At 36.9% G+C, this 17,164-nt stretch carries 28 protein-coding genes; 4 read left to right on the top strand and 24 right to left on the bottom strand.

All coding sequences use genetic code 11. The features are described from left to right. Nucleotides 1-9: 9 nt before the first annotated feature. The 21 genes from ACNDLV_RS00850 to ACNDLV_RS00750 form a co-directional block, all read right to left on the bottom strand. Complete coding sequence (locus ACNDLV_RS00850) at nucleotides 10-1,914, bottom strand: terminase TerL endonuclease subunit (RefSeq protein WP_006584720.1); 1,905 nt, start codon at nucleotides 1,912-1,914, stop codon at nucleotides 10-12. Next, the gene (locus tag ACNDLV_RS00845; RefSeq protein ID WP_225305997.1) at nucleotides 1,914-2,447 is read right to left on the bottom strand and encodes a phage terminase small subunit P27 family; all 534 of its coding nucleotides are present in this window, start codon (nucleotides 2,445-2,447) and stop codon (nucleotides 1,914-1,916) included. The genes ACNDLV_RS00850 and ACNDLV_RS00845 overlap by 1 nt, the downstream gene beginning before the upstream one ends. Before the next feature lie 139 nt (nucleotides 2,448-2,586). After that, nucleotides 2,587-3,051: an HNH endonuclease gene (locus ACNDLV_RS00840; protein ID WP_048597960.1), complete on the bottom strand. Its 465-nt coding sequence runs from the start codon at nucleotides 3,049-3,051 to the stop codon at nucleotides 2,587-2,589. A gap of 8 nt (nucleotides 3,052-3,059) precedes the next feature. Then, nucleotides 3,060-4,187, bottom strand: a complete 1,128-nt coding sequence (locus ACNDLV_RS00835; protein ID WP_151121122.1) for a type I restriction-modification system subunit M/S — start codon at nucleotides 4,185-4,187, stop codon at nucleotides 3,060-3,062. A 672-nt stretch (nucleotides 4,188-4,859) separates the two neighbouring features. Continuing rightward, nucleotides 4,860-5,177, bottom strand: coding sequence for a hypothetical protein (locus ACNDLV_RS00830; RefSeq protein WP_225306399.1), 318 nt, complete (start codon nucleotides 5,175-5,177; stop codon nucleotides 4,860-4,862). After that, nucleotides 5,170-5,643 (bottom strand): ArpU family phage packaging/lysis transcriptional regulator, encoded by a 474-nt coding sequence (locus tag ACNDLV_RS00825; protein WP_498882876.1) that lies wholly within the window; start codon nucleotides 5,641-5,643, stop codon nucleotides 5,170-5,172. Before ACNDLV_RS00825 ends, ACNDLV_RS00830 begins: the two co-directional genes overlap by 8 nt. A gap of 3 nt (nucleotides 5,644-5,646) precedes the next feature. Next, nucleotides 5,647-5,856 (bottom strand): hypothetical protein, encoded by a 210-nt coding sequence (locus ACNDLV_RS00820; RefSeq protein WP_498882874.1) that lies wholly within the window; start codon nucleotides 5,854-5,856, stop codon nucleotides 5,647-5,649. Between the two features lie 107 nt (nucleotides 5,857-5,963). Then, nucleotides 5,964-6,284: a hypothetical protein gene (locus ACNDLV_RS00815; protein WP_269257805.1), complete on the bottom strand. Its 321-nt coding sequence runs from the start codon at nucleotides 6,282-6,284 to the stop codon at nucleotides 5,964-5,966. 2 nt (nucleotides 6,285-6,286) lie between these two features. Then, the gene (locus tag ACNDLV_RS00810; protein WP_498882872.1) at nucleotides 6,287-6,811 is read right to left on the bottom strand and encodes a hypothetical protein; all 525 of its coding nucleotides are present in this window, start codon (nucleotides 6,809-6,811) and stop codon (nucleotides 6,287-6,289) included. Beyond that, nucleotides 6,808-7,227 carry a RusA family crossover junction endodeoxyribonuclease gene (locus ACNDLV_RS00805; protein WP_144772272.1) on the bottom strand — a complete coding sequence of 140 codons (420 nt, stop codon included), beginning with the start codon at nucleotides 7,225-7,227 and terminating at the stop codon, nucleotides 6,808-6,810. Before ACNDLV_RS00805 ends, ACNDLV_RS00810 begins: the two co-directional genes overlap by 4 nt. Continuing rightward, entirely contained in the window at nucleotides 7,217-7,822 is a 606-nt protein-coding gene (locus tag ACNDLV_RS00800) for a hypothetical protein (protein WP_144772271.1), read from the bottom strand. Before ACNDLV_RS00800 ends, ACNDLV_RS00805 begins: the two co-directional genes overlap by 11 nt. A 9-nt stretch (nucleotides 7,823-7,831) precedes the next feature. Continuing rightward, nucleotides 7,832-8,287 carry a single-stranded DNA-binding protein gene (gene ssb / locus ACNDLV_RS00795; RefSeq protein WP_048597958.1) on the bottom strand — a complete coding sequence of 152 codons (456 nt, stop codon included), beginning with the start codon at nucleotides 8,285-8,287 and terminating at the stop codon, nucleotides 7,832-7,834. 14 nt (nucleotides 8,288-8,301) lie between these two features. Then, entirely contained in the window at nucleotides 8,302-9,114 is an 813-nt protein-coding gene (locus ACNDLV_RS00790) for an ATP-binding protein (protein ID WP_015995119.1), read from the bottom strand. Beyond that, nucleotides 9,098-9,538: a hypothetical protein gene (locus ACNDLV_RS00785; RefSeq protein ID WP_144772270.1), complete on the bottom strand. Its 441-nt coding sequence runs from the start codon at nucleotides 9,536-9,538 to the stop codon at nucleotides 9,098-9,100. Before ACNDLV_RS00785 ends, ACNDLV_RS00790 begins: the two co-directional genes overlap by 17 nt. Then, nucleotides 9,535-10,284 carry a conserved phage C-terminal domain-containing protein gene (locus ACNDLV_RS00780; protein WP_015995117.1) on the bottom strand — a complete coding sequence of 250 codons (750 nt, stop codon included), beginning with the start codon at nucleotides 10,282-10,284 and terminating at the stop codon, nucleotides 9,535-9,537. The genes ACNDLV_RS00785 and ACNDLV_RS00780 overlap by 4 nt, the downstream gene beginning before the upstream one ends. A gap of 112 nt (nucleotides 10,285-10,396) precedes the next feature. Further along, the gene (locus ACNDLV_RS00775; protein WP_234977413.1) at nucleotides 10,397-10,606 is read right to left on the bottom strand and encodes a hypothetical protein; all 210 of its coding nucleotides are present in this window, start codon (nucleotides 10,604-10,606) and stop codon (nucleotides 10,397-10,399) included. Between the two features lie 17 nt (nucleotides 10,607-10,623). Continuing rightward, nucleotides 10,624-10,956, bottom strand: a complete 333-nt coding sequence (locus tag ACNDLV_RS00770; protein WP_234977414.1) for a DUF771 domain-containing protein — start codon at nucleotides 10,954-10,956, stop codon at nucleotides 10,624-10,626. Between the two features lie 2 nt (nucleotides 10,957-10,958). Further along, on the bottom strand, nucleotides 10,959-11,483 hold the full coding sequence (locus tag ACNDLV_RS00765; RefSeq protein WP_144772268.1) for a hypothetical protein: 525 nt from the start codon (nucleotides 11,481-11,483) through the stop codon (nucleotides 10,959-10,961). Next, nucleotides 11,476-11,652: a hypothetical protein gene (locus tag ACNDLV_RS00760; RefSeq protein WP_234977416.1), complete on the bottom strand. Its 177-nt coding sequence runs from the start codon at nucleotides 11,650-11,652 to the stop codon at nucleotides 11,476-11,478. Before ACNDLV_RS00760 ends, ACNDLV_RS00765 begins: the two co-directional genes overlap by 8 nt. Continuing rightward, on the bottom strand, nucleotides 11,645-11,821 hold the full coding sequence (locus ACNDLV_RS00755; protein ID WP_234977417.1) for a hypothetical protein: 177 nt from the start codon (nucleotides 11,819-11,821) through the stop codon (nucleotides 11,645-11,647). The genes ACNDLV_RS00760 and ACNDLV_RS00755 overlap by 8 nt, the downstream gene beginning before the upstream one ends. Continuing rightward, complete coding sequence (locus tag ACNDLV_RS00750) at nucleotides 11,814-12,161, bottom strand: hypothetical protein (protein WP_144772267.1); 348 nt, start codon at nucleotides 12,159-12,161, stop codon at nucleotides 11,814-11,816. The genes ACNDLV_RS00755 and ACNDLV_RS00750 overlap by 8 nt, the downstream gene beginning before the upstream one ends. A 134-nt stretch (nucleotides 12,162-12,295) precedes the next feature. On the opposite strand from ACNDLV_RS00750, the gene ACNDLV_RS00745 reads away from it, so the two are divergent. Beyond that, nucleotides 12,296-12,802 (top strand): hypothetical protein, encoded by a 507-nt coding sequence (locus ACNDLV_RS00745; protein WP_144772266.1) that lies wholly within the window; start codon nucleotides 12,296-12,298, stop codon nucleotides 12,800-12,802. On the opposite strand, the gene ACNDLV_RS00740 is transcribed toward ACNDLV_RS00745, so the two are convergent. Further along, complete coding sequence (locus ACNDLV_RS00740) at nucleotides 12,799-13,647, bottom strand: phage antirepressor (protein WP_144772265.1); 849 nt, start codon at nucleotides 13,645-13,647, stop codon at nucleotides 12,799-12,801. The genes ACNDLV_RS00745 and ACNDLV_RS00740 overlap by 4 nt on opposite strands. A 19-nt stretch (nucleotides 13,648-13,666) precedes the next feature. Next, nucleotides 13,667-13,897 (bottom strand): helix-turn-helix transcriptional regulator, encoded by a 231-nt coding sequence (locus ACNDLV_RS00735; protein ID WP_015995110.1) that lies wholly within the window; start codon nucleotides 13,895-13,897, stop codon nucleotides 13,667-13,669. Nucleotides 13,898-14,064: 167 nt separating this feature from the next. Between ACNDLV_RS00735 and ACNDLV_RS00730 the strand changes: the two genes are divergently transcribed. From ACNDLV_RS00730 to ACNDLV_RS00720, 3 genes are all read left to right on the top strand, one after another. Beyond that, a complete protein-coding gene (locus ACNDLV_RS00730; RefSeq protein WP_015995109.1) occupies nucleotides 14,065-14,724 on the top strand; it encodes a helix-turn-helix domain-containing protein in 660 nt (219 codons plus the stop codon). A gap of 152 nt (nucleotides 14,725-14,876) precedes the next feature. After that, nucleotides 14,877-15,368 carry an SHOCT domain-containing protein gene (locus ACNDLV_RS00725; RefSeq protein ID WP_144772263.1) on the top strand — a complete coding sequence of 164 codons (492 nt, stop codon included), beginning with the start codon at nucleotides 14,877-14,879 and terminating at the stop codon, nucleotides 15,366-15,368. Nucleotides 15,369-15,458: 90 nt separating this feature from the next. Beyond that, on the top strand, nucleotides 15,459-16,565 hold the full coding sequence (locus tag ACNDLV_RS00720; protein WP_015995107.1) for a site-specific integrase: 1,107 nt from the start codon (nucleotides 15,459-15,461) through the stop codon (nucleotides 16,563-16,565). A 320-nt stretch (nucleotides 16,566-16,885) separates the two neighbouring features. On the opposite strand, the gene ACNDLV_RS00715 is transcribed toward ACNDLV_RS00720, so the two are convergent. Continuing rightward, on the bottom strand, nucleotides 16,886-17,140 hold the full coding sequence (locus tag ACNDLV_RS00715) for an ABC transporter (protein ID WP_234977249.1): 255 nt from the start codon (nucleotides 17,138-17,140) through the stop codon (nucleotides 16,886-16,888). Nucleotides 17,141-17,164: the final 24 nt, after the last annotated feature.

Genomic DNA, 17,164 nt, shown 5'->3' with positions numbered 1-17,164 from the left:
ATATACCTCCTAGAATGAAAAATTATTAGTGAAATAATCGTTAATTTGTTGCTCAGACATCCCTGCAAACGGGTCATTCTTGTTCTTTTTCTCAAGTGAGATGTCGTCAAAGTGGAACATTGCAGTGTACCAAGCGTCAATTAAGGCATCGACAAAGTCAATCTTGGTTGTTGCCTTTTCCTTGTCGACCTTAATTCCGTTGTTATTGCTGAATAACACAGCGTTCTTAAGTGAGTATTTGATAATTGGATCATCTAAGTAACGTATCTCACGAGTATCAAACTTCTGTCTTAAGTCAATGGTTGGATTAGTTAAGGTTTGGATAACGTTTTTAACTGCCATAGTCTTCCAGTCGAGCTTCTGTTCAATCCAGCCAATCATACGTGACATCCCCCATTGGTCGTAACAGAAATACTGCACATCTAAGTGGTTCTTTTCCACAAAATCGACTAACCAGTTGAAGATAACCCCATCATCGATATAGCCGTATTCGTTCTTGGCAATGTCACAGTAGCCTTTTCTTTCGGCGTCCCTATAATTAATCCCATCTTGCTTTTCTTTGATTTCAATGTTGTTCTGAGCCCTTGCAAGAGGTACCCAAGAATGCTGTTTGATGTAGAAGCGCTGATTATTAGCACCATCTAAATATGGAAATACAAATACCAAAGCCGTATCATCGCTGAAATTAGACTTGTCAAAGCCAATATAAACAGCACGGCCAAATATATTAACTGGCTCTTCAGGAACGATAGCAGCATTAACATCATCCAATTGCAAGTAAGTATTTTTCTTAACTTGAAGCCAAAGATTAAGAGACTTGTTCTGAAATTCCTCAATTGAACCATCTAACATCTTGTTCTCACGTTCTGAAAGCAAAGACTTTAGCATTTGGTCCTTTTTTTCAGGAGACAAATTCATAATTGGGTTGGATTTACACCAAGTCTCAGGTTTATCAACTTCAATCAGTGCGTCTTGTTCCCAAATTAAACAAAGATTGTCATCTAAGGCTCTGTCACAATCCCGTTCCATAACGAACTGTAGCAATCTTTGGTCTTTGTAAAATTGCGAGTTGCTGTCTGGATAAGCTGTGGATATCTGCAAGAATACGTGATTAGGTTCTTGTGCCTGTCCTGAAGTGATTTTCCCGTTACCAGTCCTAATCTTTCCAATGTATTTGTCATCTCCGACTTCATCCCCAACAGCAAATTGATAGTGAAATGAGTCTAATTGTCCTGACTCATAAGACTTTCGCATCAAGATGTTGTTGTATACCCGTGAAATAATTTGGTCGGTTAAGACATCAATTTGTTGGTCTTTGAATGTCTGCCTAAATGCTGGACTTTCGCTCATCTTTCGAAACATGGTTCTAAGATAGTCGAACCCTACACGAGATTGGTCGGTTGTTGGAGCTACAAACAAGTATTTTCTGTTGTAAGTATCATTGGCTTCGATTAGAAAATAAAAAGCAGCTAAGATAGCTGCAATGTATGTCTTACCATTAGTTCTAGCCATTGAAAGAGTCGCCCGTACATAGCGAACACGGTCTTTTTCGTCACGCCAAGCCACAATTGAGCAAAGAATTGCTTTCTGAAAGTCTACAAGTGGTAAAGGAACACCAGCATTAACATCAGGAACCAGCTTAGCAAAGTTTAAAATTGCTCGAGCCTTGTTCAAATCATAGTGATATTTGAATTCAGGGTCTTCTTTCTGTCGTCTTAAATCTTGGAGGTGTCTGAAACAGGCTAGTTTAATCATGTATCCTGCTTGTACTCTGCCTTCTAAGACTGAAAAAGCGTACTTGGTTAACGGGTCTCTATAGTTCTTAAAGATTTCAGTGTACTTACCTGCATCTTTTTCTTCTGTATAAGCCGTTTGAAGGTCGAACCCCTTCTTAGTAAAATCGTACTTTTTCACTAGAAATCACCACTTTTTGCATTTAAAATCTCGGCTAAGCTTGGTGTGTCATCATCTTGACTGTCAATGCTTGCCATCAAGCTTGCACGACTTGCTGGAGTTAGTCCTAAATCAGAACTAAAAGTCTTAATTTGCTTCATTGCGCTGTCCATTGTTGTTACTGCAGGGTTCTTTTGATAGCGAGTGAACTCTTTATCCAAAGTTTTGCCTGTTGGTAAGATTGGAGTCGTCCAAACTTCACGCTGAATGCCATTTTTCTGCACATTTTCGAAAGCTTCACGATACAACTGGATTGCCGAACATAAGCATTCAACAGTAGCCTTGTCAGCCTGTTTAACTACACCAGTTTCTTGAAGGATTGGAATGAGCCGTTGCCAAATTGTCGCAGCAAGTGTTCCTTTCATGTAAGAAGGTGGAGTTTTCTGAAGCGGTGTCCAATTCTCGGTAACTTTTTTCAATTTTTCCGTTTGTTCACGTTGCTCAGGTCGTGAATTTGGATCAGTTGTCAATTTCAAGTTGCGTCCTTTGGCCATTTTTCCGCTTTTCCTCCTTTCAAAACAAAAAAGGCAAACTCACGTTTTGCCCCCTCCATGAAAATATTGATTTTTGCATTTGGCTAAAAAGATGACTCCCCTGTTGTGTGCTGTAGGCCCCTTCCCCAGGCGGGGGGTATCAATTTATTTTTTCTCTCAAAACTTTCAGCCACCATTTTTTTGTTGCGTGTTTCAAAATTGCGTCACCATTTTTCTTTTCAGCAATTTTCTGTTCAAGAATTGTCTTGCGTGTATGTTCTCCTTTGGATAAACACCAAAGATTATTCGTATCCAGTGGGTTTTGGCACAAACGTCGTGGAACGATATGGTCAACAATCAAATCATGGTCGTCAATCACTCGGCCACTGACTGCGCTTGTGTACAGGTCACGGCTTGCAACATACTCACGAACTCTTTTCCACTTAGCGCTTGAATAGAACTCTGTTGCTTCTTCACTGCGTTCAAACCTGTTGTAGTGTTTGTAATAAAGCAAGCGCTGCTCATGACTAACTGGTTTAGGGATGTACTTATGAAACGGTGCATGCACATCACAATAGCGTTGCTTAATTGGTACAACTGTATGACAACCACGTTGTCCGCACATATGGACTCTCATACGTAACCTCGCTCCTCTTTTAATCGCTGCTGTTCTTCAAATGGTAACAGCCAATTGATAGGAATGTTAAATGGTATCTTGCATATATCTTCTAACTTAATGTTTAATCCTTCTTGATACTTGTGACGCCACCGAGGTATCTCTTGCTTAACTTTCATCCAACCAGTAAAGCTATCAATGTAAGGCTTGAATTGAATACAAGCGTACTGACTGCCAACTTCACCACTTGATGTCAGCATACCGCACTGTCCTCTGGTCGCTGATATCTGAATCACCACCGTTCCTTTTGGATATACTTTTTTTGCTTTTGCTCTTTCAATAGTTGCAAATCTTCCGAGTAACATTTGATTCTCAGATGGTGGAATAAAAGGCTTGCTTACCCCCCCAGTTTGCATATGCAATGCACGCTTTAGCATTGGTCCATAGTCTTTGCGTCTAATAATCTTCTTTGACTCGATATGGTCGATTGCTTCTTCAAGCCACTTAGTAACATTGAACTCTTCTGCAACTTGTTTGCTGTGAGGCATTACATTAATGTCGCTGAAACTTAAATAGTCATCTTTGCTATTTTGTATGAAATATACCTGTTTAGTTTCGCCAGTTAATGCATCCCCGTGAACTACAATTGCATTCATCCCACGCAAAGCCAAATTACATAGCAAGTACGGAATAACGTTATCTGCCAGTTCTGATGCAAAGTAAAAGTATCGATGTGGCACATACGTCCAAGGTAATTCTGCAGTCATATCAGCCCACCACTTCTGAATTAATAATGAGCCAGTACCTGCAGTAATATCTGCAGCAGTATAGCCTTTCTTGTGAAAGTATCGCTTTTCCATATCATTCTTGAAATCAGCATCGTATTTTGTGTTAACAATGATGGATAAGAGTTTTGATACTTCGTCTGGCGTGTAGTCTTGCTGATTTGCTTTCCTTTCTGCTGCGTATTCTTCAAAGTACTGCTTGAAAGTATCTTGAACCACACATTGTGCGTCTAACTTCAATAATTGTTTAAAAAAGTTATTGCGTTTTTCTGGATCAAAAACAATCTTTCTCAAAAAATTTTCAAATTGAATATGTTGTGTAACACCAGCAATCTTCCAGAATTGGTCTTTTGAAATCATGTTTGTGTTGCACCTCCATAAAAAAATAAAACCAGTGGAGGTATCGCAACCTCTCTGCTCCTAAATGAGCCACTGGTTTTGAGAAAAAAATACATGAAAACTCTAAGCGTTACTTAGCTAGATATTATTTTGGCCCATTTAAGGGCTATGAGTAGCCGAGCTCTCGAAAACTCGTTGAGTTCCACCAACTACTACTCAGACAGCTAAGAGCATTGGCTGTCTCGCAATGTTTACATCGTGTCTAACTGTTTATTGCAGTTAGCTCCATGTCCGCTCTCCTCGAAACCGTTGAGGGTCGTCGCAGACTAAAACACGCTGCAGAATCGAACTGCCATAAAAGCACCAGCCATGTTTGATTTTTGCATTATAAAATGAGGAATAAAATGAAAAAACTAAAAAATCTACAATGATTTATAAAAGCTAAGGTTAAATCAACAGTTTAACAGTAGGGATGCCTGCAACTACTAGCACATCCCTATAACCAAGTAGCGGACTCGAACCGCTATTACACACCAGTCTTGGTCTTAATGTTCTAGGAGATACTCACGAACGAGTTGGTCCCACATTTATACTGAATTTCTGCACCGTCGTAGCTTCATTTCGCTACACTACTAATATTAGCTGATATCCTTCCGCATGACTTCCGGTCTTTTTCCGGTCTTTTTCCGTTTTTCATTTTTGGTGTTCTGGAAAAAGGTCAAACAGGTCCAATTCTGTTGTTTCGTGGATTGGCTGTTTTTCAGCTTCAAAACCTTTAGGATGTGCATTGGCTACACTGTCAACTGTGTCATTGTACTTCATTAACAATCTAAGAACACTGTCAACCGTGTCTATGTCGGCAATTGTAAAGTCCTTGTCAAATAAAGCTTTTCCATCACGTAAGCAATCTTTCAATGTGTTTGTGTAAACGATAAAGTCTTCTACTTTCATCCCTGCTATGGAGTAATTGTTCCAAGTATCAACCATCATGTCGCTAATTGTTTCATTCATTGTCATTGCCTCGATAAACGTGTAAGTCCTCTGGATTTTTAACACAAAGTACGCCTTGCCAATATTCAAATCTGTCTGCAAATTCGTTCAATGCACGTTTGTGCATTACATCAAATTGAGTATGCTGATATTGAACTAGTCGTGATACTTGAAAGATTGGCTTCTCCTCAATGTAAATTCCAATTAATATCTGTCGGCTAGTTGCTGTGCATCTAAAAATGCTTTCGTGAACAGCTTGTACAACCGTCTTGGCTTCCAGACTCCTAATAATTTGACGTTCAATAACGTTCCCCGTTGCTCCGTGTGCTGGAGCTAGTGACAGCTTCGGACTGCTTAAAGAATTTAAATCATACCCACTAAGTCTAATCGCTCTTACAAAGTCTCCTCGTAGGAATTGTTTAACTTTTTTAGCGGTTTTTTCTACATCAACTTCAGGAAATAGCGTCACAACTGCCACACTCCTCATCTTTTATTCCCCTTTATTTTTTGAACTGAAAACTTCAGCAAGTTGGATATCTAAAGCTTTACGGTTCAAATAATGACCTGCAACTTTGAGTTGCATTAAATACTTGTCGTTTCCTGTTTCTTCGTAGTCGAAAAAAGTTAAATGAATGAAATCAACAAGTTCTTCTAAATTCATCTTAGCAATTTCATGCCATTCTTTATCTTCTCTTGTCATAATTTACCTCTCGTAATTTATCCCTAATTTCACGTCTGTTGGCTCTTTCAGCTTGTGTCCATATTTGTCTTCAAGAAGGTCAGCTACTTTTTTATAAATCTTTTTATTCATTTCTTTAACCATGCAGTAATAGTTGCAGTACCAGTCACACCAAGAATTTCACTTTTATACATAACTTCTATTTTTTTGTCATCATAGAAAATACTAAGTCTGCAATCATTGTCAACTAGTTCTCCGTCTTTAATTTTTGTTAAACCAGTTTCGAACCATTTAGTGCCAATCTTTAAAGCGGGTTCTTTAGATAAAGATTCAAGCTTTTTATAGAAATTATCGTTGCGAAAGGCAAACCATGCATCCCTGGTACACCACATGTTGTAAGCGACTTTTGCAGCAACATATTTGTCTGTTATGGTAATTTTTTTGGTCATTGTTAATCCTCCAAAACGTAGAGTCCTCCGCCAGATTTTTCCAAACCAGTAGTAACAACCTTTTGCGGGTTGTAAATAATAATCCCACCGTTTTTTAAAAAATCATTTACCGAGAACATTGCTTCGTGGCTATCTTTTTCAAAAAATTGTAATGATGAAATTTGGCTATCAAACTTGGAAATAGACTTTCTAACAACAAATTTTAAATTTTGACTTTTATAAAATTTGGAATTTTCAATTGTACGTTGAAGTTCGTCTAACTGAGCTGTTTTTTTCTGATAAAATTTGGTTTCTTCAAATTTCTCAAGAACTTCAATTGGCTCAGCATAAAACACAAATTTTGGATTAAATGCTACTTTTTTTAATTTTTCAGCAAAATAGTATTCTCCATTGTCATTTCTAAAGTCTGCTGAACGGCCAACAATTGGCTTGTGTTCTGACATTGCCTCGATTGCGTGTTCATACTCTACAGTAACTACACGATCATATTTTTCGAAAATTAATCTTGTACATTTTAATTTAGTCATTGTTCCAACTCCTCAACTGTAACTTCAACTCTTGGCTTTTCTGCGTATGCTTTAAACGCTACAAGCTGGATAACCTGCTTATCGTCGTGATAAATGACTCCATTTAAGCTATCCATTATGCCTTTCACTATGTTGTCGATGTCTGGCTTTTTTGTCGGAACTTCCTGACCAGATAAACAAGCTTCACGTCTTTTCTTTGTATAGGACTTATACAAACCAAAGTATGCCTTGACTGTAATTTTTAGCGGTGTTTCCAGTGGCTCCCCTGAATAGACTCTTTGAGCGCACATTGTTGCCATTGCTTTATATTGACGTGACTTAGCTGGATCATATGTTTGAACGTAACCTCGATGTCTGGAGAAGCGTGGCCTGCCTTGTCCTACAGGTTTTCCTGGAATTGTAAACTCAATTATCAAACTTTACATCGCCTTTCTTTATGAGGAACATGTCCTCACCTTTGCTGAAATTAACTAAGCAGTTTCTAGGGATGCATCTCCAGTTGTAATAACCTCTTGTGAGTACATATCCTTGCTCAGATAGCTCTTCTTTAATGTATCTATATGCAGTGTAGTGAGTCCTAATTGGCTGATAGTTTGTGAAGTCACGAACCTGTCCAATGGTTTGAGCGTAGAAAACTGGCTTTCCATTTTTCCTTAACTCATACATAAAGTGCGGTCTTGCTTCTATATGATAGATTTTTCTAACTCCTGAGATTGCTAAAGTGTTGTAACCAAATACTGTGCTAATCTCAGTTGAAGTGTAGCCATCTTTTAGTAAAGAAATAATTTCCTGTCGACCTTGTTCACCAACATTTCTTGCTGCAACCATAACTCTATGGAGCGAGTTTTCACTAATCGACCTTTCGAAAACTTTAGTTAGTGGTGTGTTATGGTAATCACCACTGAAACTCTTTCTAAGTTTCAACAATTTTTCATTATCTTCAGGAACTTGGGACAAAGAGCCATATTTCTTTTCAAGGGCTTGAATATCTTCAAGCTGTTGTGCTTCCATGCTTACCTCCTAAAACGGCAAATCATCGTCACTAATGTCAATCGTGTCTCCTCCATCTGCAAATGGATCTGGAGTTTGTTGAGCAGGTTGTGCTTGTGCTGTGGTCTGAGTCTGAGCAACAGGTGTGCTTGTAGTAGCTTGTTCTGGCTTACTGTCCAAAAGCTCAAAGTTATCTACAACAACTTCAGTCACATAAACTCGTTGACCATTCTTATCTTCGTAATTTCTGGTTTGGATACGTCCATCAATTCCAATTCTTGAGCCTTTGTGAGTGTATTGTGATAGGATTTCAGCACCCTTTCGCCAAACAATACAGCTGACAAAGTCCGTCTCTTTGTGTTCTTTGTCTTTGCTGTACTGTCTGTTTACTGCCAAAGTAAAGAGTCCGACTGAAATTCCACTCTGTGTTTTTCTCAAATTAATGTCTTTGGTCAATCGACCAACTAAAACTACTCTATTAATCACTTGGTAACCTTCTTTTATTTCATCAAATTCTGCCATTCTGAGCGCTTATCCTTTAATTGCGTAAAATCTACCACATGACCTTTTGCACCTCGTGTAAGTCGTGAAAACAGCTTCTGATTGTAACCACTTTTAAATTTATCAATCGATAAATTGCTGGTTATAATAATTCTTTTTTGAGAATTAAAAATGCTGTAAAGGACACGCTGTACAAATTGACTGGCTTCACTCATTTCATCTTTTTCTCGCATATTGCTTTCAGTTCCAAAGTCATCCAGCACTACTAAATCTGCTGCAACAATTTTAGAAACAGCTCTTTCTTCAGTCCAATACTCGCTTGGATCATTAAAAGAATTTCTGATTTTTTGAAATAATGATGCAGTATTAATAAATAAGCACTTCTGACCTTTTGAATGGTCATTAACAGCTTTCAGCATCGACATCGCAAGATGTGACTTTCCAGTCCCTGCAGTTCCAACTAGTAACGTGTTGAACTTTGCTTCAGGATACTGATAGTACTGACCTGCAATCTTATGACACAGCTGATAAACTCTATCCTCTTGCGTTCCAGGTTCATGCTTGAAGTTGTCAAAGCTACATTTGAATGTATCCTCGTCGTCTACTAGTGAGTCACGTCTTAACCAGCGTTTGCTAAGCTCAGCTGTAATTTTCTGGTCAAATGTCTTCTTTTCTGCTAGCAGTTTTTCAAGCTCACATTTAGGACAGACTGGTTTAACATCCCTACCAGCAATTGTTGCTAACTTGCAATTGTGTTTGGGGCAGATTTCATCAACTTCAACAACTGCTAAGAGATTAGCTACGCTCTCCATCTTGGTTTCCTTTCATAAAACTGCTGTAAATCTTGTCAATTTGCTCGTACATAGACTTAACGTTCTTTTGTTCTTCAGCAGACAAATTTTTAAACCATTTCAATGTCTTACTTTCTTTTTCTGTAACATTAAAAGGTTTTGGAAAAACAGATCTATATTTTCTAGTTAAATTTGGTGTTAAGTGAACATTTGTTGTCCCTAAACTACTAATAAGTTCAATTGTTCCATCAGGTCTGCACACCAAATCCCAATTTATTGGGGAAAATTTAAACCATATTCCAAAACAATTGTTTGAAGTTACGCTCCAATTTGATAAGTCTAATGCTTCAGGTGCTTTCCATTCACTAAACAAGGCACACAAGTGTCCTGTATATCTGTTTACAAAGTAATCTATGAAGTTTCTTTCGTCTTCTGTCATTTTCATAATTTAGCCTCCCAACTGCTCCAATTGTTGATAGAGTAGTTGCTCCTATCAATCTCGTTTAAATATCCTTCAAATTTAGTTCCAAACAGTGTTTCAGGTCTAAGATACTTAGCCATCTTTGTATCTGCTTTCCAGTCCTTACACTTTTTAACTATAACTTTCTCAAAATCATCAACTGTAAAGCCTTCTTTGAGCCTTGCATGTATAAGCTTTTTAGTCTTAGCTGACGATGCTCGATAGTGACTACCTGTTTTATCGTTGAGAAACTGTACTATAGCCTTTACTTGCTTAGAGTTGTCAACCTTTTTAGAGCTATTGTCTGGCTCAGCCAGACTATATTTTGTATGTCTTTCTTTTGTATTATCTTTTTTTGTAAGGTCTTTATTTTGTAGTGTTCGATTTACCTGTGTAGGTTTTTCGAACATAGGCTTTTCTGACATAGGATTATTGAACATAGGCTCGTCTGTAATAATCCAGTCACTATCAACAACTTGGCCTTTGTCATTTCGCTTGCGGTATCTTTTGAGATACCCTTTGTCTTCCAATTCTTTAAGCCCTGCTCTTAACGAAGCTCTGCCATCAGGAGCGTGTCTAGCAACCTCTATCTCATAGAACTGCCAGTCCGAAGGCTTTGATGCTAAGTAGAGGAATATTCCTCGCGCTTTCCAGCTCAGTTTGTCATTCTGTGCAATTGAATTTGGAATTGTTGTGAAATGTGTGACAAATTTCTTGCTTAACTTTCCCATTTTTATGCCCTTTGTGTTATCCTTTCATTGAGGGATGTTGAAGCATCCCTTTGAGATTACAAAACTTTTTCTAGAGAAAAGTAGTGTGTTGCGCACTGCTTTTTTTCTTTCTCTAGAGATTATGGTCCCAAGGTAAATCAGGATTTTGCACCAAAAACACCACGCACAAGATGCTGATGACCGCCAAGAGCGTTACTGTAATACACCAGACTTTGAAAGCACCGTCTACTGTGATTTGTTTGTTCCAGCGTCTTAAAATCATGTTTAGTAAGTCTTGGTAAGTAACTGCTTGCTTCTCTTTCCATGCTTGTAATAATTTCATAGTTCATTTTTACTCCTCTAATTCTTTAATTTTGCGTACCAGTTAATTCTGTGTCGGTTCTCTTTCATCCATTTAGCTGCAGTGTCTTCAAATATAATTGCGTAACGTCCATTAACGTTTTGACGTGGATTAATACACCAGCCTCCCGTTTCGTAGTCAATTTCCTTGCGAAATTTATCGAAAATAAAAGTCCTAACCCATTCTGGTGACTTACCACCGCAATATTTTTTCCGAAACTCATCGAGTTTAATAGTTCTGCCAGTGAGCTCATCTTCAAGCTTTGGTCTCATCTCTAAAAACGTTGATTTGATTAAATCTTGCAAAGATTTTCGATTAATTAAATCCTCCATATCTAATCTCCTAACTCAAAATTTAAATCTATAATTCCTCGATAATACGTTGATTTAATAAAGTTGCTAAGCTCTTCATCTTCTTTGCCTTGATAAGTCACAGGCTTAACGAGATAGAACTTGAAGTCTAAAGGTGCTCTTACTGAGTAATCTTCCCAAGTTAATAAATAATCGTCACTTCTAATGTCGTAGCCTAACCAGAAGCCATCACAGAAGCAATCTGAAATCATTAATACGTCTTTGCTGAATTCTTGCTTATTATGCTTCTTAAAGTATTCAGTATCTGGCATCTTGAAATTAATCATGCTTCGATACTGTTTAATTAAGCCTTCAAACACAACTGCTTCAAGTTCTGGATGGTCTGGAAATAATGCTGTCAAATCTTTGTTAAGATCAAATACTAATCCAAAACAGCCACGTGCTATGACAATTTCACTGTCTTCTTTTAGAAGTAATGCCTTAACCCCTAAATCAGAGCCATTAATTAGTTGGCAGATATCGTTTTTTGAAATTGCAATTTTAGCCATTTTCTAATGCCTCCTCAACCGTATCAAAGCTTTCAGCCGTATTAGAGATTGCCAAGCACACTTCACTACAGAACCAATCTCCATCATTGTCTACATAAACTGGATCATCTTTCTTCAATTCCATACCGCAACCAGTGCATGTGTAGTTATAGTATTTTTCTTCAGTCATTTTTTAACGCCTCTTCTGCTTCTTTAAGTGTTTCGTATTGATAGCCATTGTCGCTTATGAAACAATCTACTGAGCAATACCAAAGTGCATTGTCATCAGTTGCAAAGACTGGATCATCTTTGTGAATTTCGTTTCGGCAAAAATCACAATAGTATTTTTCTTCAGTCATCGTTTTCAACTCCCTCATCAGCTCCAATATCAATCAGTGCATCCCTCAAACACTTATATTTATCTTCGGTATAAAAGTCTGCTATACAGCTGTATTTTTCCACCTTGAATGGTGTTTCTCGTAGGTACTCAAGTGACACATCTTTTAAATATACCCATCTTCCTTTCGGTTTCTTGAATAGAATTGCTTTCCACAAAGGGATGAATTCTAGTACAAAACTATGATTTTGAGCGAAAATACTCGCAGTTTCTTTAAAATTTCGACTAATTATGTAGCCTTTGTAGCATTCACTACTTTTTCCGCTAAAAATAACCTTGCAAATACTGTGTTTTTTAGTCACGACTTTTGTTACTCCTTTTTTTCTAAATCTCTATTAACTGCAAAACGCTAAAATGATAGAAACAATCGCAAGGACTGCTGATATAATTGAGATTAAATAAATTCTTTTTTCGTTATCCATAGGAGGACACCACCTTGTCTATTTATGAAAAAATTACTGTTACTATTTCCGCTATTGCCTTAGCACTAAGTCTTTATGCTGCTATCTCTACGTACTATGAGAAACATTTAAAAGCTAAAATTTATGCTCTTTGGTTTTTCCATTTTGACAGAAGGCTAAACATAAATTTCATTTTCAGCAACATGTCTTCTAGGCCAAAAACTATTACTAAAATTTGGATGAAATATGATGATAATATTGTTGAATCTTCTTGGTATAAGGCAAGAATGTCTTCTACAAAAATAAATGGAAAAGATATTTGTACTTTTTCTGATATGGTTCCAGTTAATATCCCTTCAAGAAGCTCATGCCAAGCTATAATCTCATTTACATATTTGAAAGAATTTCCAATCCAGATGCCTGAAAAACTTACTTTTGTATTTGAAATTGATGGTTCTAAGGTAGAAAAAACTTTTAGAACTACAAAACAGCTAACAGTTAATGAAATGGCTGTTGCGGTTGAACACAATCTTTGGTCCTAATCTAGGGCTTTTTTTGTTTGTGAAGGTTTTATAATTCCATCAACATATGTCACTAATTTCTTATCTGAGCCATAGAATGTTACCTTTGTACAATTCAAGAACTTATTAATAAAGTACTGCTGACCTTTTCCAGTAACCTTAGCGGTCTTGCTGATTGATACTGAGCCGTTAGAGTGATTAATGGTTGTTTCTTTAATCTTGAACAAGCCCAAGTTCATAGACTTTTGAGTTGGCAGGTTGTAACTACTACCCTTTTTGGAAATCAAATAGCCATTCTTTCTCAACCAATCAAATAATCTGTTCTGACCAATCTCAATGCCGTTACCTCGCAAAATCTTAGCTAATTCACCGACTAAAATCGTTGAGTTTGAAGTTGCTACACTATCTGCAAACAATGCTTTAGGTTTAAGTTCAGCAATTTGAATGTCCTTTTGCTTAAGCTGGTCTGCAGCTTGTTGTAATAGATCTGCAAGGCCTGACTTATTGTTAACTACATCAAATGCCTTTTCATCGGTCATATAAGCACCGTGCTTGCGGATTGCAGGTAAGACTTCACTAGTTACCCAGTGCTTAAACTTCTTGGCTGTTGGTAACTTGCTGGAAAGAATTAAGCTGTAAAGGCCAGATTCGTTAACAATTACTGTTTTGGACTTGTAATTAGAACCAGTCCCCTGAATCAGGGTAGTGGTTTTATCTTCTTCATCAACATGATTTGCAACTGCATTTTCAGGCTTTTTATACCCAAGCACGTCAGCAACGTCTTTCCCTACGAAATACGGTTCTCCGTCAATTAATACTGTTCGTACATCTAAACCTCTAAAATTAAAAATTTGTAAATCTTTCATTTTTACCCTTTCGCTTTTCCTAGATGGTCTTTGCAAACGAAATATACTCTAAAGGTATATTGTAGACTTTAGAAATTTTCGTTAAATATTTTGCAGCAATTTTGTCAGGATTCTTTTCCCAAGATTGCAGGGTTCTAGTTGTAACCCCAATTTCTTTTGCTGCATCTACCTGTTTCCAACCTTTCCTTACTCTTAAATCAGCAAGTGTATGCTTAAGATTTTCTGGAACAGTTTGCGGTGCAATTGTCATACATCCACCTCCTTATTTCGCTTTACATGTATTACTATACACCATAAAAAGCGAATGTCAACATTGAAAATGAAAAAAATATCGTAAAAAAAGAAGCTTTTTTCGCTTTTTGTGTTGAATACAAATATATATAGTAGTAGAATTAGAACTACAAAGGAGGTGAAAAAATGATTCAGCAAAGTGAGAATAAGCCTTATTTTTTAGGGAAAAATTTAAGTTATCTGATGGGAAAACAACACGAAACTATACCTCAGCTGTCTGACGTAACTGGTGCTGCATATTCTTCAATATCTGATTGGCGCACGGGGAAAAAAGTTCCAAGAAGTGGCTATCTTGAAAAAATAGCTCAACACTATTCTGTCAATATTTCTGATTTATTATTTACAGATTTAGAAAATGGAGTTTCTACTAATGAATTCCAATCAATTAGCCCCGTTGCTAAAGCAGAGCACCAAATCCCAGTAATTGGAACAATAGCTTGTGGAGAGCCTATTCTGGCAGAACAGAATATTGAGGACTATGTCTCGCTTGTTCCTTCTGATGATGCTACCTATTTTGGGTTGAAATGTCGTGGGCATTCAATGGAACCAACCATACATGATGGTGCTATTGCAATTATTAGGCAACAGCCTACTGTTGAAGATGGAGAGATTGCTGCAGTTCTTGTTGGTGAAGATGCTAATGAAGCTACTCTTAAACGAGTTAGGCACGTCAATAATGCAATCCTTTTAGTTCCAGATAATGAGAACTTTGAGCCAATTCTAGGTACAAAAAAAGACCCAATCCGCATAGTTGGGAAAGCGGTTCGAGTCTTAGATATATTGTGATGTAGTCTTTTTTACACATCCCTGCTTGGGGGATGTTGTGTTCGTTTCAATTTAATCATATCACATTTTATATTTTTTTAAATTGCAATATTGTTTTTTGCAATTTACGTCCAAACCAATGACGTAAAACTTGAGGTATAGGAGGTTTAATTGTGAAAGTTGAAGTAAAGGTACCAGAACACACTATCATTGATGCAGATGATACTGGAGTAACCATCACTAGAAAAGGACTTAGAAACTTTGTTAATAGAGGTAAGCTAGGTTCTAATAAAATTCCTTATTGGGCAATTAGCTCAGTTGAATATCGAAAATCAACAATGTTTGGTGGAAAGATTGAATTGCATACAGTCAGCGGTCCTCAACATAATGGCGGTCTTGGTGGGATTGATCCAACTTTTGCATTTACAGCATATGGTTCATCAACTGCTGTTCCTTTTAGAAACGGGAAAAATGAAGAAATGGCCAAATTAAAAGACTTCATTCAAGAAAAAATTGAAGAAGCACATAAGCCACAACAATCTCAACCTGTTCAAAACCAAGTTGATCCAGCTGATGAATTAGTTAAGTTGAAAAAGCTTCTTGATGAAAACATCATTACTCAAGATGAATTTGACGCAAAAAAGAAGCAATTACTTGGCTTATAAGACAGAAAAAAGACCGCCTTTTGGGCGGTCTTTCCTGTCCTAACATAAACCTTAATATGGAGAAAGTCTTTAAGAAAGGACAATATTATTATGTCACAAATTATAAAAAATGAAAATGGTAATTGGGCATTTAGAGCTTTTTGGTTTGAACATTCAATTGATCCAGTGACTGGAAAAACAGTTTTAACTAGGAAATCAAAATTTCAAAGTGGATTTAATACCAAGCGTCAAGCACAAATTGCCCTTGGAGAATTTGAAAGTCGGCAGGCTCAAGGGGAAAGTGTACTAGCTAATCCTCCCTTTTTCGACTATGCAGAAGATTTTATTAAATATAATGTCGAAAATCGTGTACGACCTGCTACTTTAACTGCTTATAAAGTGGCACTCAAACGTATTGAATCCAATTTCCCTAACATCCCTATCAAGCAGATTACTAGATCAATGTTTCAATCCTTGCTTAATCAGCTGTCAATCAAATACTCTAAGTCTACTGTTAATCAAACTGCTGTAGTATTTAGCCAAATCATGAAGTTAGCCTTAGCTGATGGATTGGTTGTTCGAGATGTTACCTCTTTTGTTCAAATTCCAGAAAAAGCTCAGGATAAGCGCAAAATTGACTATCTAAGCCTTGCTGATGTAAAGACACTTGTTAGTCATATTAAAGACAATCTTAACACCACTAGAGTAGCCCCCTACTTCATATTAACAGCAATCGAAACTGGAGCTAGATTATCAGAACTTGCTGCATTAACTTGGGATGATTTGACCCCGACATCCATTACTATTACCAAGCAGCGAAATCGTGATGGTATTGTATCCAAGCCTAAAACCGAAAGCTCAGTGAGGACCGTTTCAATTACGAAAGATCTATACAACTTGCTTCAAGATTTGAAAGTCAACAAGAAAAAACTCATCTTCCAGCAACCAAATGGTATAGTTCCAGACCCATCATCGTTAAACTTTGCTCTAAAACGTTTAATGAAAGAATGTGGTATTAAACGTCACGGCTTCCACTTCCATTCATTGCGTCACACTCATGTTGCATTGCTTTTAAATGCTGGAGTCGATATTCTAACAATCAGCCAAAGACTTGGTCATAAGAATGTTTCAACTACAACTGAAATATATGCTTATCTTCTTGAAGAGAAAAAGAAGCAAGAGGAAAATAAAATCAAAAATGTTTTGCAAAATCTTTGAAAAAATGAAGCTCTATTTTGGGGCTTTATTTTTTCACAAAGTCGGAAAATTATTTTTGTTTTTTCCAAAAAACTTTTTCACGAAAATTGTGCAAAAATTGTGCAGTTTTTAAAATTTCCTATCATCTCCCATTTTTAAAAATGCTATTATATCAGGCTTTCCGAGCCTCACAACACCTCAAATTTTAATCAAATTATAATATTGATTATACGAAGTTATACCTAAGAATGCTTATATATCAATGTTCTACCCTTGTGTTTTCACAAAAATTGTGGCAACTTTGGAAATACCGCAGTTGCCAGAGCTTTTTATAGTGTTACTTAATCTAACGGTTCCATTTTCTTAGTTGAATGCAACCAGTAGTATTTTTTTATTCCCGGATTAGTCTTCATTAATTTAACAACTCTATAATAAATCTCGTATTCTAAAGTTCCTTTTTCAATGCGAAGTAAGTCACTAGCTTTTTTAAAAGATGTAAGCTTCCCATCAAAATTATGTTTATTAATAGCTATTTGTCCTTCTTGATAATCAGTATAAATACTATATACCCACTCATCTTGATTATCTTCTAGCAATTTAATGAAACTGTCAAATTTTTT

The sequence above is a fragment of the Lactobacillus fornicalis genome, from assembly GCF_055362665.1.
The sequence above is the reverse complement of the archived record's forward strand: the minus strand, read 5'-3'. Positions and strand labels throughout refer to the sequence as shown.

Coding starts and splice junctions, on each gene's coding strand:
- ACNDLV_RS00845 (WP_225305997.1), bottom strand. CDS start 2,447: ATGGCCAAAGGACGCAACTTGAAATTGACAACTGATCCAAATTCACGA.
- ACNDLV_RS00840 (WP_048597960.1), bottom strand. CDS start 3,051: ATGTGCGGACAACGTGGTTGTCATACAGTTGTACCAATTAAGCAACGC.
- ACNDLV_RS00835 (WP_151121122.1), bottom strand. CDS start 4,187: ATGATTTCAAAAGACCAATTCTGGAAGATTGCTGGTGTTACACAACAT.
- ACNDLV_RS00830 (WP_225306399.1), bottom strand. CDS start 5,177: ATGAATGAAACAATTAGCGACATGATGGTTGATACTTGGAACAATTAC.
- ACNDLV_RS00825 (WP_498882876.1), bottom strand. CDS start 5,643: ATGAGGAGTGTGGCAGTTGTGACGCTATTTCCTGAAGTTGATGTAGAA.
- ACNDLV_RS00820 (WP_498882874.1), bottom strand. CDS start 5,856: ATGACAAGAGAAGATAAAGAATGGCATGAAATTGCTAAGATGAATTTA.
- ACNDLV_RS00815 (WP_269257805.1), bottom strand. CDS start 6,284: ATGACCAAAAAAATTACCATAACAGACAAATATGTTGCTGCAAAAGTC.
- ACNDLV_RS00810 (WP_498882872.1), bottom strand. CDS start 6,811: ATGACTAAATTAAAATGTACAAGATTAATTTTCGAAAAATATGATCGT.
- ACNDLV_RS00800 (WP_144772271.1), bottom strand. CDS start 7,822: ATGGAAGCACAACAGCTTGAAGATATTCAAGCCCTTGAAAAGAAATAT.
- ACNDLV_RS00790 (WP_015995119.1), bottom strand. CDS start 9,114: ATGGAGAGCGTAGCTAATCTCTTAGCAGTTGTTGAAGTTGATGAAATC.
- ACNDLV_RS00785 (WP_144772270.1), bottom strand. CDS start 9,538: ATGAAAATGACAGAAGACGAAAGAAACTTCATAGATTACTTTGTAAAC.
- ACNDLV_RS00780 (WP_015995117.1), bottom strand. CDS start 10,284: ATGGGAAAGTTAAGCAAGAAATTTGTCACACATTTCACAACAATTCCA.
- ACNDLV_RS00775 (WP_234977413.1), bottom strand. CDS start 10,606: ATGAAATTATTACAAGCATGGAAAGAGAAGCAAGCAGTTACTTACCAA.
- ACNDLV_RS00770 (WP_234977414.1), bottom strand. CDS start 10,956: ATGGAGGATTTAATTAATCGAAAATCTTTGCAAGATTTAATCAAATCA.
- ACNDLV_RS00765 (WP_144772268.1), bottom strand. CDS start 11,483: ATGGCTAAAATTGCAATTTCAAAAAACGATATCTGCCAACTAATTAAT.
- ACNDLV_RS00760 (WP_234977416.1), bottom strand. CDS start 11,652: ATGACTGAAGAAAAATACTATAACTACACATGCACTGGTTGCGGTATG.
- ACNDLV_RS00755 (WP_234977417.1), bottom strand. CDS start 11,821: ATGACTGAAGAAAAATACTATTGTGATTTTTGCCGAAACGAAATTCAC.
- ACNDLV_RS00740 (WP_144772265.1), bottom strand. CDS start 13,647: ATGAAAGATTTACAAATTTTTAATTTTAGAGGTTTAGATGTACGAACA.
- ACNDLV_RS00735 (WP_015995110.1), bottom strand. CDS start 13,897: ATGACAATTGCACCGCAAACTGTTCCAGAAAATCTTAAGCATACACTT.
- ACNDLV_RS00730 (WP_015995109.1), top strand. CDS start 14,065: ATGATTCAGCAAAGTGAGAATAAGCCTTATTTTTTAGGGAAAAATTTA.
- ACNDLV_RS00720 (WP_015995107.1), top strand. CDS start 15,459: ATGTCACAAATTATAAAAAATGAAAATGGTAATTGGGCATTTAGAGCT.